Source organism: Mesorhizobium sp. WSM4840 (assembly GCF_055811755.1).
In genome coordinates this window covers 1-13,876 of record NZ_JBVVQD010000002.1, presented here as the reverse complement: position 1 = coordinate 13,876, position 13,876 = coordinate 1, and the positions used below count along the sequence as shown (strand labels likewise).

Sequence of the window (13,876 nt, the reverse complement as noted above, 5' to 3'; positions counted from 1 at the left end):
ACCTTCCAAGGCAACGCTTGTGCGTGCTTCCCTGGCCGACTCGACCGCCAAAGGCGCCCGGTTCAACAGAATCGAGGCCTACAGGACCGACTTCAGCCGTATGGACGCGCAGGGCGCGGTGTTTGCGAGCGCGGAAATGCAGCGCTCGAATTTCCAGGACGCCAATCTGACCAACGCTGATTTCACAAAGGCAGAATTGGGGCGTGCGCGGTTCCATGACGCCGATATCAGCGGCAGCCGCTTCTCGTTTGCCAATCTCGCACGGGCGGACTTCCGAGGAGCGACGTTCACCGCGCCGATAGACTTTGACCGCGCCTTTTTCTTTCTGACCCGTATCGAGGGCGTCGACCTTTCCAATTCGGCGGGTCTGTCCCAGTGGCAGCTCAACATGGCTTGCGGAGACGCCCGGAGCGAGTTGCCTTCTGGCTTGACGAGGCCTGAAGATTGGCCCTGTCAATTCCAGCAGGAATAGTTGTCGGCAAGCGAACTGCGGCAATGCTGCGCCGGAGAGGATGAAATTGGGCACCGCTATGTCATTGTGGGGACGCTATGTTTTTTTGGAAACGCCATTCCCTTTGGGCCTCCCGCCAGATCGGTGTTAGCGAAGCCGCTTTGCCCCCAGTGCTCGTGGGCGACTATGTCGCCTGGTTTCGGCGCGAAGTCGGGGTGCCAGTCGCCGCCTCACTCACCGCGTGAGAAATGGTGGCCTTGCATGATCCGTTGCTGCGAGGGGTTTGGATGGTCCCAGTCTTCATAGTCACCCGGCTCCCACCGCCGGTGCGGCACGATGACCACTTGATGCCCGCCGTCCGGACGGCGCTATCCAGCCGGCGCAGATTATCAAGCAGGCCGACTTCATCGGCGATCGGTTTCAGGTGTGGATAAGACTTTCCGCCCTCAGACAGGAAGTCGTTATTGGGATCGACGAGCAGGAGTGGGGTCCTCTCGCGAGGGTAGCCAGTCGCGCAACTGGTCGATGACGCGCTCTTTGCCGGTGTTAGGTAGGAGTCTCATTCTCGTCTCGCGCAGCAGAAATCAAAACACCGGCTGCTGCGGATCGCGCGGCTGGCCCTTGAACGGCGCAACCTTGATTTCGCTCTCCCGCTTCCGGGTTTGGGCGATGTCATAGCTGTTCTGCATCCGCATCAGCGTGTCCATCGATACGCCGAAGGCCTTCTCGATCCGGAGCGCCATTTCCGGCGACAGGTGCGCGCGTTCATTCAGAAGCGCCGACAGGGCCGGGCGCGTGACGCCCAGCACATGCGCCGCTTCAGTCACCGACAAGCCCAGTGGCTCTATGATCTCGCTCTTGACGAACCCGCCGGGATGGGCGGGATTCTTCATCCTCAGTCCTTGCGTCGTCGCCATGTCCAACTCCTAGTGGTAATCCTCATAGTCGAGGTCGATGATCTCGATTTCGGCCTGATCAATCTGAAACGTGATGCGCCAGTTTTTGGTGACGAATAGGCTCCAGGTCCCTTTGCGATCACCGGTCAGCTGATGCGCTTTCCAGCTCGGGACGGAACGCAGCTCGTCTTCCCGTTCCATATCCTGCAGGAAGGAAATGATACGGCGCAATTTCGGGATGACGGCGGCCTGCAATCCGGCCGTGTCGTCGTCTTCGATGAACTTGCGCAGTCCCTTGTGGACCACATTCCTGATCTTCATTCCATGCTACCACTCGGGGCTGTATAGTGTCAAGCTACACTTTACGCCGCCTTTCCTGATAGCCGAACCTGCTGGGCAGAGGGAAGGAAATTCGCAATGCGCTCGAAGGCTGCCTCGAAGCGGGCGAGCGATTTTACGAGATGCTCGCCCTTGCCCTGCAACATCTCCGGATGCTGCAACAGGTACATCGACGGGTCGAAATGGCTGAACTCGGGGATTTCGGCGGGCAGAAGCCGGAAATAGGCTTCAGCCTTCTTCACCAGCCGTTCGGTCGTCGTGTCGGCGTCAATCAGTTTCTGAACGGTGAGCGCATGCTGCTTGGGCAGCTGATACGTCTGGTTGACCAGATCAACAAACAGTTCCGGCTCAAAGAAGTCCTCGATGTCGGCTTCATCCTTGCCCGCAATCTCGGTGGCGAGGATGATGCGCTCGTGATCCAGAAGCGCCGCCTTATAAAGATCGTCTAGCTTCCGCTTCTGTCCGCGCTCATAGTCGGTGAGGACTGCCACATTCAGCTTGTTGCCGTAGAACAGCCGGACGAACGGCAGGACCTTGTCAATGCCGCCGGACGGGCAGATCGCCCATTGCGGGGAAAGATGCGGTCTTCCTGCGGCTTTCAGCGCGGACGAGGCTGCCTGCAAATACAGAATGTCGCTCGGCCCTTCGACCAGCAGCGTGTTCGTCCCGATGATGAGCGTCTGCGTGACCTCGAACCCCATCGCGCCGAAAACGGGGAAGTTCGTTTGCGGATCGGTGGTCAGAACATCCGCGCGAATCTTGGTGCCCTTTGATTGCTTCCGTCCACGGTCGTCACGCACCACTACGTCTTCGACCGTCCGGACGCTGGCGAGGTCATCGGCCGGGACCAAGAAGGGCGAATGCGTCGAGAAGATAAGCTGATGATGCGGCGCTATCTGCTCGGCGAAATAGCGCAGCAGGTCTTTCTGCGCCGTGCCGTGCAGTGTCAGTCCGGGCTCATCAAGAAGGAGGATCACGTTGCCATGGCTCTTTTTGATCTGGGCAAATTTGACCAGAAATGAGAAGAACCAGATGAATCCGGCGGACCGCTCGGAAAACGGCACGGTCACGCCGTGCAGCGCGTTCTTCACACGGGCGCGCGCCACCGGCCCGCTGTTGAAGGGAGCCGGATCGCCCGTCTTACCCTCCGAGAGGACGACGGTGATTTCCAGGTCGTCGTTCTGCGTCCAGTATTCGAAAATCTGCTCGGTGATGCGCAGCGCCGCCGCCTCGCATTTGGCGTTCAGTTCCTCGAACCGGTTCAGACCCGCCAGCTCATCAATCGTGGTCCCCGCATATTCGAGAAAATCGAGGAAGACGCGGTCCCCGCTTTCAATCGCTTTTCCCGCCTGCTTGTCGGCATTCAGCTTGTTGATCGAAAGCGCGCCGCTCATGCGGTCGTAGTGAGAGAAATAGAGAAATTTCGGTGTCCGCGGATTGAGGATATCAATGGCGCGAAGGTGAGCCGACCCGTCCCGGAATTTCTTGATTGCGGCAAGAAGTTCATTCTGCCGCTCGGTCCGTGCGGCAAGCCCTTCAAGAGCCGTAGCGGCCTTTTTGGTGGTGTTGGCTCCGCCAAACCCGGCCCGCTCCTCCTTGTTCAGGGAATAGCGTTTGACCAAGCTCTCAAGCACCTTGGCTTCATCCAGCGGCACGGTCCACGTGGCGATTTTCTGCTCGTAGGTTTTCTTAATCAGGACGGTCCTGCCGCTGAGCGCGCCGTCTCCCAGCTCCGCCTCGATAGCTGCCGCGTCGTCGTCGCTCATTTCCCATTCGGTGCGCATGACGACGGCCTCACCATCTGAATGGCGCGTGGCGTAATCGGCAAGGAACCGGCGGGGGTAGTTCTCGGTCTTGCCATAGTCATCGAAATCGGGATTGGTTGATCGAAGGCATTCGAGTGCCTTCAGAAATGCGGTCTTTCCCGCCTCATTCTTTCCGACAAGGCAGGTTGATGACCCGATCTCGACCGGATTCGAATCGACAATGTTCCGATAGTTCGTGGCGTGCGCTTTAACGAGCTTCATGTTTGGCAACTTTCCCCAGCAACCCTAGAATCGTGCGAACAGAGTAAGAACATTGGGCGACGCCAGTCAAGTGACGCGCGACGCTTTACGGGTGTTATCCCCACTCGGGGGCTTGGCATCCGCCGGCGCCGCCCCCGCGCAGCGCGCCGCCGATTTCCTGACCGGCTTGCACGCGTCCGCCGACCTGTCCGCCGAAGCCTCGGCGAAGGGGGAAGCCTCGGCCAAGGAGGAGGCGCAGGACAGCCGGGCGGCCGCCTGAAACGCAAGAGCGCCGGGATCGGGCGGCGCCCTAGCGGATTGGGGTCCGCCGCCTTGATACTACCGAGCTTGGGGAGATCCGAGTCATTCCGTGATCGCGGAAGTCATTGTGGAGGAACTCAATCCAAATGGTCGCGTTACGCTACCTAAGGATTTTTTCCGATGGCTGACGATAGGGACAGAACACCCAGCAGGGCCCCTGACGACTCTATCGTTCAGCGCTTGGTTAAAGAGGCGAATATAACCGAAGAGCAGGCTCGCGAGCTTATCGCTCTTCTGGGGTCCGACTGGCCGTCACTTATGCGGGAAGCCCGATTTCTAACTCGAAAACGCTAGTCGCAGTGAGTTACGGCAATGGACCCGTCCTAAATCGATAACGTGTATGTTGAGTGTGCGCGGTTCCAGGTAAAGGCCACGCGGACCTCGATTGCGGACCTTCGCTCCACTATTGAAGAGAGCCGGCGCATTCTCGCTCGATCCCAAGAACTGTTGCGCCGCATCCATCAAAAGGAAAGTTCCGCCGCAGATGCCGGCGACAACCTACATCGTTGAGCGAATTCGAAAAGCCGCATTGGCGCACGGTCTCGAACAGATCACGCCGAAGCCGAAGCGCTTATACCTTGGGTGCGGCCAACTAGGGGCAAACGACCTCTCTCGTAATTCCTAGGGCTAGATCCATAAGCTGCCCACCGACGGCTGGGTAGCGCTGGCTACTTGCGCACGATCCATTCCAGCAAGTCAGGATCGACGTCATCGCTCCCGGTAAAGTCGCTGATCAAAAGCGCGGCAACCGACCGCCATTTGTCTTCAGGGATGATCTCAATGCCTCTATTCGGTACGGACGACTTAGGGATTGTACGCTTTATTGCTAATTTCGCGAGTCCGGCCTGTCTAGGATCAACCTCGGAGGGCGTCCGGCGGTAGTCCTGGATCAAGTCAATTGGTCACGGCCGATTCACGCTGTTCGTCAGCCCATTGACGTACATGACCAGGTTAGGCGGATCGAACCTGAGGCCGTGGAACTTGGCCGCGAAGCGCCCGCCGCGGTCGATCACGTGCGTCACCACCCCGTGCATCTGCTGGCCGCCTTCGAGCGGATCGAATCGGACGTTGTATTGCTCGGACAGCTTGCGCGTCGCATCCTCCGCCTGCTCTTCGCGGGTGGTCAGGAAGGTCCAGTTGCGCGGGTCGAGCCCGTGCGCTTCACCATATCCCTTCATGACCTCGGGCGTGTCTGACTTCGGGTCTGTCGTCACCGTCAGGAACTGCGACAGGCGGCGGCAGGCCCAGGGTATCCAGAAGGCCAAGCAGGAAGGGCGCTACCGGGGGCGGCCTGAGGACCAGGAGCGCAATGCGGCCATAGTGAAGATGCTCAAGGCGGGCCAGTCCTGGAACAACATCGTGGCCGCAACCGGGGCCTCCAGGAGCACCTTGGCTAGGCTGGCGAAGCGGAGCCATCTAGCCCTCCCCTCGCCACGTCATAGGCAGGTGGTCCGTACCGTCTGCCCTACTACTGTACTGGAGCAGGTAACTGGTCTCCGCTGGTTGGCACGTTTTTCAGCCGCATTCTGGAGACCACGGCCTACCTCACGCACGGCAGCGCGGTTGTTGAGCCGCTTGTCTATCTCGCGATAGCTTTCGTGCTTCGTGCAAACATCCATTTCGGTAGTGCCTGGGTCCACGCCTTGATCCAGACAACGCTGATAAATCTGCTGAGCAAGTTGTTTTGCCTCGGTGTGGCTCATCTCCGAAGGAAGTGTTGTCTCGCAGCCCGCAAGCGCAATGGCTGAGACCACTATCACCGCGACTCTCATCCGATATTCCACAGCAGCTGGCACCAAATACTTCTCCATTTCCAATCCCCCTATCGCCAAAGACCCAATCCAGGAAACATTACCTCAGTGGAGCCATACTTGGCATGGACCTTTGCCGTGGCCGGCGCACTATGACAAGGCTGGCGAAGCGGAGTTCCATCCAAAGCCTCCGCCCAAATTGGCCGCTTCGTTTTATGTGGCCTGATGGCGTTTTGCCGCCCGCTAGGGAACGATGCACCGGGGGCCTGTGTCTGCGGGCCAGACCGGCATGGCAAGCACCGCCCGAGATCCGCCAACGATCACTAACAGCCATGCAATGACCCGCCCCAGCTTTGTAAAAAACATAGACCCCTCCATTTCGTTACCCGGTAGCTACGTTGCACTGACGACAACCGCAAGTAGGCGACCCGATTGGTATGCCCTACGCACACTCCGCCTCCAACCGCTGGACAAGGATAGCCCCGCCAGCGCGTGCTCATGTCGGTCTGAGGTACCGCCACCGGGCAGCCTCTCGGCGTCTGGCGGTCGTCTCACTCGGGCCTGTGTGGTGAAACCGAAGGGGGCACGGGGGTGCCACGCATGAGCCTGTTATCCGATGGGTCGTAAGAAAATTTGACCCGGATATTCCGACCCCTCCTTTTGACCCCGTTGAACCCGCTCACCCGAATTGTCTATCCGAGCTAGCTCAAGCGGCCGATTTGGGGGCGATCTATATCGGCTACTAATGACCTGTCGCTTGACGCTGGGGTAGATTGGGTGGGCACGCGCGTCAGGCCGGAGTGTAGGCTGGGGTACGGAAGTCGCAATCTTTGAAGGTCCGTCCCCGGCCGCACTCTTGAGACACCCGCCCGGGTGGCCTTGGGGGCGGCCGCTCAGTCACTATTTAGTTGTGCTGCCACTGCACCCTGCGAAGGCAGCTCAAAGCAGCGGGGACTAACCCCAAGCCCCCCACCCGGTCCCCGCTGCTCATTTACCGTCACGGAACCCCGAAGGTCTAGCCGACCCAGAGCGCCATCTTCAGCGCCCGTTCAGCGACCTTCGGCCGTGCCTCCTCCTAGTCCTCCCCGACGCTGCCTGAGGAGATCACCGACGCAAAGGCAACCCGTCAGGCACCCGCCCGTCGACCACAAACGCCCTCCGCCCAAGCCTGACGATCCACTTCGGCCGCTCCGTCAAGGCGACCGCATTACCTGACTGGGCGATCCGATGTTGACCGCAACGGCAACCACCGCCGTTACCTGAAGCTCGCAGTCATCCCATTGCTCAACGACCCCACGAAACAGCATTGGCGCTACCGCGAGACGAGCTCTGGCGCGTCAACCGTGGGGTGAAGCGAGGCTGCCTAAGCGTTCCTGAGGGTGGCGTGTGGTGGAACCGAGGGGGCACGGGGGTGATCCCGCGCTGCCCTCTATCTGATCGGTCGGGCGGATTTTTCCGTCAGATATTCCCGCTCTCAGCGCCTGTCTTAATTACTCTTGGCGTTGTCCTTCAAGGTCTTCACCAATTCCAATACCCCAAGGTCGAAGGTCCCTTCGGGATGTTTGGTACACCAGCTGTCTATGAAGACAATTGATTTGGCGGACTTTTGATGCCTCCCCGCTGTCGGACCAATGCCATGCCGTCTACGAGTTCCGGACAACTCACGGAACCAATCCCGCCACCCGTCACGAACATGCCTTGTTCGTCCGCCGCCAATCCAGATTGCGACATTGCAGCCATCACCATCAAAAGACAAATCCAACGCACCCCTGCATCCTCGCCGTTTCCTGCCACCATACATACAGCACTCACAGGGTGTGCCAAGAGAGGGGCTGGGAACGACTGTCGGCGCGGCTCTATGCCAGCGCCTTCCGCATCGCCCCTGTGCGCAACCTCCAGCCGCCTCTCAGGCCCGCCGTATCGTTCCCTACGTCGCCAAGCGCGTGGCCCTCTCCCCAGCATAGTGCCTAGGCCCTCGCCTCTACCAAACACATGAGCATCCCCTAAATTACCCTCATGGCTCTCCATTGGTTTCACCCTCCGGTCAACATCGAGACAGACCGACCTGGGCTCACCTATAGGCTGCAACAACGTCGAGGGTGCCGCCGCGGAACTTATGAAGTGGCGCATGGGGGGCAGGGTGACGGAAAAAAATAACGTCAACCTCATGAACCTAGCGCCTCGGTGTCATGCTCGGTCGAAGCGGACGGGTTGCCAGTGTCGATCGCCAGCGGTGAGGGGCAGCGCAGTCTGTCGCATGCACGGTGCGGGCGGTGGCGCACCTGAAGGCAAGCGGAACGGCAACTATCGCAACGGAGGCAGGACCAAACGCACAATGGCAGCCTTGGCGGTTGTCCAGGCAATGGCGCTATGTCGGCAGACGATCGATGATCTACCGGATTAACTGGGAACTAGTCGCGATGCTGCTCGCCGGTTGCGAAGGGGCGCTGTCCCAACATTAGGGGGATGTGAAATGTCCGGCTCTTCTGCAGGACGTCGTTGCCGATCGCACCGCAATCGGCAGCGGCCGGCGAAGCAGGCCGAAGTGCACTTGTCACTGACCAGGGAACGATATCGGCCCCCATGTGTTAGAAATCCATGGACACTTTGGAACCCCAGGGCCACGGGACGGTGGCCGACATTTTGACATCGGAAGTTGCCAATGCCAGGCAGCGCATCCACCGGACTGAGCTCGCGCTTCAACGTACTGAAGAAATGCTGGCCGAGAACCTCGCGCTGCGCAACAGGATACGAACTGCGGTCGAGGCCGCAGACCGCTTGGTGAAGATCGATCCCCCCAGCTTTGAAGGACGTCGCGCGGGTTGAACTGGGCCGGCGTTTCATTCGTCGCGACCTTCAGGCCACCGGCGCCACCACTCTCGCTCCAGAACTGTGCCAACCATATCAACGTCTGGGCTGCACGCTCGCGAACAGCCGGAACCAACAGCGACCACAAGCGGTTTACCAATCGAAGGGACCGCAATGGATTCGGAATAATGGAACTTTTAGATATGGAGCTGGCGCGAGCCCGACAGCGGCTTAATCGGGCCGAGCGCTCCCTTGAGCGTGCGAACGAGATGCTGGATGATGACTGCGGTGTCGGCATCAATATCGCGCTGTGCAGCAGGATACGGGCTGCGCAACAGCGCGTAATTGAGGCCAGATCGCGGTTGACGAAGATCGATCCCACCAGCGCTGACGGAGTTCGCACGGGTTGAACCATCCGGCCCGTCGACGTGCCGCCTCGGGCATATAGGACGATCGGTTCGGCACTCCGGCGGTCGCGCACCAAGCAAGCCAACGCACTGCTTGAGGCGACGCGTTCGGTCCTAATGCCTACCATTTTGCTTGGCGATCTCAGCGAATGGCGCGGGCACAGCAGATCCTCGTTGCTGGCGCTACTGCCGCATTTTGGTCCAATTCACACCGTGCTGCCCAGTTTCCCTTCGCGATTCCCTTTGCTTGCGCTCGATCGGATCCTGGCCAAACCACCAAGTCTGATTTCCAGCCTCGAAGTGCACCATACATCGCTATCTCGGATCGCCTCCGATCATCTACCGATCATGGCACGATTAAATCTCCAGGGGATTCGACAGCTACATTTGCAACCAGATTACCTTTGAAGGGTTCTTGCTACGATTTTGAGCGAGGCCGGGTTTCTATCGCTGAAGGGTAGAAAATTTTATGGAAGTATCCATTACGCGGATTGCGCACGACAACATCAAAGCAGGCAAGAGCGGCTTGCTGCTGGTCCCGGACAATTATGACGCCTTTGCAGTGCGCGTCCTGGCGGCAAGGAGTTCCGTTCGCAGTCTCGATCTCATGTACTACCTTTGGCACGATGATCACACTGGCCGCTTGCTCTTGCAGGAAGTTTTCCGGGCCGCTGAGCGCGGCGTGCGAGTTCGCATGCTCCTTGATGACGCCAATCCGCGAAAGAACGATGCTGCCTATCTGGCCTTGAGCAATCATCCAAACATTGAGTTGAAGTTGTTTAATCCGAGCGGCGTCAGGCAACGCAGCGTCATGCGCGCTGTGGAAATTGTATTGCGACTATTTGCGTTGACCCGGAGGATGCACAACAAGGCATGGATCGCTGACGACAACGTCGCTGTCGTAGGCGGGCGCAACGTTGGCGATGCCTATTTCGACGCAGCAGAAACCAATTTTCGCGACTTAGACGTGCTGCTCCTCGGTCCTGCCGTGCAGCAAACCGCCGAAATATTTGAGGCATTCTGGGCTTGCGAGGACGCGAAACCAATCAGTGTCCTGGGTCCAGCCGCGGGGAACGAGCATTCCGTTTTTTTTCAGGAAGCGATCTCGAAACCGAATCAATGCTTTTGAACGGGATCGGTGACCGAGGGTCCATCGCAGAGTTCATCGCGGCCAGCAACGACGTGCATTGGGTGGATCGAGTTCGGGTGATTTCCGATCCTCCAGAGAAGGTAAGAGGTTGGAGACGTCGCAGCTGGCTTACCAAGGAGTTGCTTCCCCTCATTAAGTCGGCGCGCAACAATCTGGAAATTGTATCTCCCTATTTCATCCCTGGCAAAAGGGGCTCCGCGGTCCTGATGGACCTCGTCAGCAATGGGGTTGACGTTTCCGTTTTGACCAATTCCTTGGCCGCTACAGACGTCGCCGCGGTTCATGGGGCTTATGCAAACTATCGCAAGCGATTGCTGAGGAATGGCGTAAGACTGTTCGAGCTCCAGCCCTTCACTCGCGGTCAGGGAATTTCGGTGTTTGGCTCCAAGGGTGCCAGTCTGCACACCAAATCGTTCACGGTTGACGACAGGGCTGGGTTCGTCGGTTCCTTCAATTTTGATCCCCGGTCAGTGTCTTTGAACTCGGAGATGGGCGTGCTCTTTGAGGATGCCGAATTAGTCGGTGAACTTCGGCGCTTTTTTCAAGCGGAGATATCACCAGAAACCAGCTATCGGCTGGAACTAAAGAACAATGTGCTGCACTGGCATGGATGCGACGAAGGCAAACTCCAAGAATACACACACGAACCAGAGGCCGGAATATTTCGCCGGGTTCTGGCGGCCTTGGTCCGCCACCTTCCAGTTGAGTCTCAGCTTAAGCCAGACCCACTAAGATAGCATAGGTGCAACGGCGGGATCGACGCGGCGTTCTTGCCGCGCCGGGTACGGCATACCTGAAGAACGGCGACGTGAATGTGCCAAGCACAGCGCCCGGGGGCCGCGGCGGAAAGGCCGGGAGCATGAAGCATCCGCCCTCTGGCAATTGTCAGCTTGCTGCCGCCGATCGCGTGAAGACGATGGTGACCTTCGTCCCTTCGCTGGCGCTCGAGGCGACGTTGAACTTTGCCTTGGCGTTCTCTGTCAGCGAGCGCGCGATCAGCGCGCCGAGCTTGCCGGGCTTGGGCCATGTCTCCCCTTCCGGCAGGCCGATACCGTCGTCCGCGACTATGACCAGGCAGCCGTCGCCATCGGCGATGCTGTGCAGCTTTATCGTCCCGCCTTCACGCCCTTGGAATGCATGCTTGAGTGCATTTGTGAGCAACTCGTTCACGACCAGTCCCGTTGGCATGGCGACGTTGATCGATACCGGATAGGTATCCACCTTCATGTCGAGGCGGATCCCCTCAACTGCATGCGACCCCATCACCGCGGAGGCGATCTGGCTAAGATAAACGCCGAGATCGACATCATCCTTCTGCTCGTCTGCCGATAGCGTCTGGTAGAGGATCGCCAGAGCATCGACGCGCCCGGCGAGCCTCTCAAACCTTTTCTGGTCGGGCTCGGTAGCGTTACGGGTTTCTAGACGGATCAATGCGGTGATCATCTGTAAGTTGTTCTTCACCCGGTGCTGCAGTTCGCGCAGCAGGGTGTCCTTCTCGCGGACGCGCTCCTCCACCAAGCGCGCTTCTTCAGATTCGCCATGGGATGAGACGTCGACCAGAGCCACCAGTCGGAAGCAGTTCGTGCCATTATCGTCCACGATGATGTTTGAATAAACGTCGACAAGAGCCGGGTTGGCCCCGACGCGCTCCAGCCGGAAGGTGCCGACGAAATCGGTTTCCTCGACCAAGGCCTCGGGCAGAGGCCGGCCCTTCTGCTGGTGGATGCCAATGCCGGAAAGTGCTCCCCAGTTTTGCCGGGTAAGCTCGGCTGCCTTCAGGCCTGACACTTTTTCGAATTCTGGATTAGCATAGACGACGCGCTCCTTCGCGCCCAAATCCGACACGGCGATAGCGATCGGCACCTGGTCAAGGAATTTTTTGAACTGCTCGCTTTCCAGCGCGGTGGCAAGGTCAGGCGTATCGAGTAATTGCTCAACTGCCTCGGCCTTGTCTGAATCTGATGTCATCTTGGTCGCCTGTGCTTTGCGTGGGAGCCTCAGTCTCAGTCATGCACTTCGCTCGACACCGCCAACGCTGGAAGCGGCTGCGCGATATCAGGAGTATGGCTGCCGGTCCGGAGCATCTTCTTCGCGGGGCAAACGTATAAATGCGCTAAAGGATGCAGGTGCAGACCTGCGCTCACAAATAAACATCCACCGACTGCAGAACACTGCGCCATCCACATGCGACGAGTTTATTTAATAGCAACACTGCCCTGTTCAGGATCTTCAGTGGCTTGTTCGAGCAACAATGAGAATACGCCAGCTTTCCACAAGGTCGGCCATTCGCGGTAGTCGGCTGACTGCGTTTTAACATTTCGCGGCCGGCCGGCCCGGATCTTGGCGCGGGCAATCGCGAGCTGCGCCTCGACCTTGGCGTTTTCCTTTTGCGTCATGTTGTCGGCGGCGATCAGCCGGCGCATGATCTCGCCGCGCGTCCAGCCGGCATCCAGCATGCAATCGACGATAGCCTGAAAGCCGGGCTCCATGGCCTCTTGGCAATCGATCTCCCGATCCGCGTATTCGCCCTGTCGTCTTGGCGGTCTGATCATCCAGGCTTCCTCATTGATATTCCCTCGCCGTCGGCGCGGTGCTCGAAACAGAACCAATGCGGCGTCTGACTCGGCTTGGCAAAGCCCCATCCAGCATTCTTGCCACAATCGGGATGCTCGCACCGATGGTGCTGGATGCCGGGGCGCGTGACGGGCTCCATTACCCCGGGGAGGCGGATCAGTTCGTCGCTCATAAAGCGCTATCGGCTCGATCGTATGTTGGCTGTCGTTCGGCTTCCCGTTCTTTGACAGTCGCGTTTACGTCCCGGCTCACCCATAGAATTGCAGTTGGCCATCTAGGTGAGTTCAAGGAAGTTCTTTCGTCGCGAGGACTGGCGTCGCCGGATCAAGCCAGGCCGATGCGCCCTCACTATCCAAAGCGAAGCCCATTCGCCTCCTGTGTCTTTCAACCAGCTCGCGGTCGCATTCGGGCACGCAGCGGTCGCTGCAACCGACATTTACAACTACCTGTGCGAAAGCGACGGCGAGCGCCCACCGCGCGGTCAATCCGCAGGCATCACCGCTGGTCGTTGTTCCTTGGTCTTCCCCAGCGCGCCAATTCAAAAAACGACCGGACGTCTATTCCGCCGTGGGCATTGTTGGCCGCCTGGAGCAACCGGATCGGAGGCCAGGCGGCGTCACGATCGGCGGGAGACATCGTTCTCGCAGAGAATTCTTTTAGGTGGAAGGGCTGATCTCGCCGCCGGCGACTTTGGCGAGCAGCATCCGCAAGGTCAGGCGCGCTCGTTCATGGCTGCGCCGACAAAAATATTCTCAAGAATCTCGATAGATAGAGACGCCAAGTATCAGAGCATCACGCGATCCCTCGATAGCGAAATGGCTGGCGGAGTGGGAAGTGAATTGAACCAGGGGTTGACCCACGAAGTCAGAGTGACGTGCAGCGAGACGTCTCAAAGGAACCTTTCCGGCGTTGCGAGCTTGTTGAGCATGCGTTTCACAACCCCGTGAACGACAACAAAAAAACGCTGGAACCAAAAGGAAATCCGCCATGGCGAAAGAAAAGACATTGGATGATCTCTTCCTCGATACGCTCAAAGATATCTATTACGCGGAAAAGAAGATCCTGAAGGCGCTTCCCAAGATGGCGCGCGCCGCCTCATCGGCCGATCTGAAGGCAGCCTTCGAGAAGCACAAGGACGAAACCGACGGTCATGTCGAGCGCCTGCAGCAGGTT

Annotated in this window: 13 protein-coding genes and 2 pseudogenes; 7 read left to right on the top strand and 8 right to left on the bottom strand. The window is 58.8% G+C overall.

The window, feature by feature from the left end; translation table 11 throughout:
- Position 1: 1 nt before the first annotated feature.
- Positions 2 to 472: pseudogene (locus AC0L3I_RS03570) on the top strand (pentapeptide repeat-containing protein); the annotation flags it as partial.
- A gap of 116 nt (positions 473 to 588) precedes the next feature.
- Here the strand turns inward: AC0L3I_RS03570 and AC0L3I_RS03565 are convergent.
- The 4 genes and pseudogenes from AC0L3I_RS03565 to AC0L3I_RS03550 form a co-directional block, all read right to left on the bottom strand.
- Positions 589 to 932 (bottom strand): annotated as a pseudogene (locus tag AC0L3I_RS03565) (isochorismatase family protein); the annotation flags it as partial.
- A 103-nt stretch (positions 933 to 1,035) separates the two neighbouring features.
- Positions 1,036 to 1,368 carry a HigA family addiction module antitoxin gene (locus AC0L3I_RS03560; RefSeq protein ID WP_473526237.1) on the bottom strand — a complete coding sequence of 111 codons (333 nt, stop codon included), beginning with the start codon at positions 1,366 to 1,368 and terminating at the stop codon, positions 1,036 to 1,038.
- 9 nt (positions 1,369 to 1,377) lie between these two features.
- Entirely contained in the window at positions 1,378 to 1,668 is a 291-nt protein-coding gene (locus AC0L3I_RS03555; RefSeq protein WP_473526012.1) for a type II toxin-antitoxin system RelE/ParE family toxin, read from the bottom strand.
- A gap of 41 nt (positions 1,669 to 1,709) precedes the next feature.
- Complete coding sequence (locus tag AC0L3I_RS03550; protein ID WP_473526011.1) at positions 1,710 to 3,713, bottom strand: AAA family ATPase; 2,004 nt, start codon at positions 3,711 to 3,713, stop codon at positions 1,710 to 1,712.
- A 112-nt stretch (positions 3,714 to 3,825) separates the two neighbouring features.
- Here AC0L3I_RS03550 and AC0L3I_RS03545 point away from each other — a divergent pair, with 112 nt between their 5' ends.
- Complete coding sequence (locus tag AC0L3I_RS03545; protein ID WP_473526010.1) at positions 3,826 to 3,972, top strand: hypothetical protein; 147 nt, start codon at positions 3,826 to 3,828, stop codon at positions 3,970 to 3,972.
- A gap of 943 nt (positions 3,973 to 4,915) precedes the next feature.
- On the opposite strand, the gene AC0L3I_RS03540 is transcribed toward AC0L3I_RS03545, so the two are convergent.
- Positions 4,916 to 5,278: an SCO family protein gene (locus AC0L3I_RS03540; protein ID WP_473526009.1), complete on the bottom strand. Its 363-nt coding sequence runs from the start codon at positions 5,276 to 5,278 to the stop codon at positions 4,916 to 4,918.
- Positions 5,279 to 5,449: 171 nt separating this feature from the next.
- Positions 5,450 to 5,824, bottom strand: coding sequence for a hypothetical protein (locus AC0L3I_RS03535; protein ID WP_473526008.1), 375 nt, complete (start codon positions 5,822 to 5,824; stop codon positions 5,450 to 5,452).
- A 2,571-nt stretch (positions 5,825 to 8,395) separates the two neighbouring features.
- Between AC0L3I_RS03535 and AC0L3I_RS03530 the strand changes: the two genes are divergently transcribed.
- The 4 genes from AC0L3I_RS03530 (at position 8,396) to AC0L3I_RS03515 (ending at position 10,866) form a co-directional block, all read left to right on the top strand.
- On the top strand, positions 8,396 to 8,590 hold the full coding sequence (locus AC0L3I_RS03530) for a hypothetical protein (RefSeq protein ID WP_031256726.1): 195 nt from the start codon (positions 8,396 to 8,398) through the stop codon (positions 8,588 to 8,590).
- Between the two features lie 170 nt (positions 8,591 to 8,760).
- A complete protein-coding gene (locus tag AC0L3I_RS03525; RefSeq protein ID WP_091591673.1) occupies positions 8,761 to 8,982 on the top strand; it encodes a hypothetical protein in 222 nt (73 codons plus the stop codon).
- A 466-nt stretch (positions 8,983 to 9,448) separates the two neighbouring features.
- Complete coding sequence (locus AC0L3I_RS03520) at positions 9,449 to 10,108, top strand: phospholipase D-like domain-containing protein (protein WP_473526007.1); 660 nt, start codon at positions 9,449 to 9,451, stop codon at positions 10,106 to 10,108.
- On the top strand, positions 10,099 to 10,866 hold the full coding sequence (locus tag AC0L3I_RS03515) for a phospholipase D-like domain-containing protein (RefSeq protein WP_473526006.1): 768 nt from the start codon (positions 10,099 to 10,101) through the stop codon (positions 10,864 to 10,866). The genes AC0L3I_RS03520 and AC0L3I_RS03515 overlap by 10 nt, the downstream gene beginning before the upstream one ends.
- Positions 10,867 to 11,014: 148 nt before the next feature.
- Here AC0L3I_RS03515 and AC0L3I_RS03510 read toward each other — a convergent pair whose 3' ends face one another.
- Positions 11,015 to 12,097, bottom strand: coding sequence for a sensor histidine kinase (locus tag AC0L3I_RS03510; RefSeq protein WP_473526005.1), 1,083 nt, complete (start codon positions 12,095 to 12,097; stop codon positions 11,015 to 11,017).
- 227 nt (positions 12,098 to 12,324) lie between these two features.
- A complete protein-coding gene (locus AC0L3I_RS03505; RefSeq protein ID WP_473526004.1) occupies positions 12,325 to 12,618 on the bottom strand; it encodes a hypothetical protein in 294 nt (97 codons plus the stop codon).
- A gap of 1,072 nt (positions 12,619 to 13,690) precedes the next feature.
- On the opposite strand from AC0L3I_RS03505, the gene AC0L3I_RS03500 reads away from it, so the two are divergent.
- Positions 13,691 to 13,876 (top strand): YciE/YciF ferroxidase family protein (locus tag AC0L3I_RS03500; RefSeq protein ID WP_473526003.1); only part of this gene is annotated, 186 nt, incomplete at its 3' end.

Coding starts and splice junctions, on each gene's coding strand:
- AC0L3I_RS03560 (WP_473526237.1), bottom strand. CDS start 1,368: ATGGCGACGACGCAAGGACTGAGGATGAAGAATCCCGCCCATCCCGGC.
- AC0L3I_RS03555 (WP_473526012.1), bottom strand. CDS start 1,668: ATGAAGATCAGGAATGTGGTCCACAAGGGACTGCGCAAGTTCATCGAA.
- AC0L3I_RS03550 (WP_473526011.1), bottom strand. CDS start 3,713: ATGAAGCTCGTTAAAGCGCACGCCACGAACTATCGGAACATTGTCGAT.
- AC0L3I_RS03535 (WP_473526008.1), bottom strand. CDS start 5,824: ATGGAGAAGTATTTGGTGCCAGCTGCTGTGGAATATCGGATGAGAGTC.
- AC0L3I_RS03525 (WP_091591673.1), top strand. CDS start 8,761: ATGGAACTTTTAGATATGGAGCTGGCGCGAGCCCGACAGCGGCTTAAT.
- AC0L3I_RS03520 (WP_473526007.1), top strand. CDS start 9,449: ATGGAAGTATCCATTACGCGGATTGCGCACGACAACATCAAAGCAGGC.
- AC0L3I_RS03515 (WP_473526006.1), top strand. CDS start 10,099: ATGCTTTTGAACGGGATCGGTGACCGAGGGTCCATCGCAGAGTTCATC.
- AC0L3I_RS03510 (WP_473526005.1), bottom strand. CDS start 12,097: ATGACATCAGATTCAGACAAGGCCGAGGCAGTTGAGCAATTACTCGAT.
- AC0L3I_RS03505 (WP_473526004.1), bottom strand. CDS start 12,618: ATGGAGCCCGGCTTTCAGGCTATCGTCGATTGCATGCTGGATGCCGGC.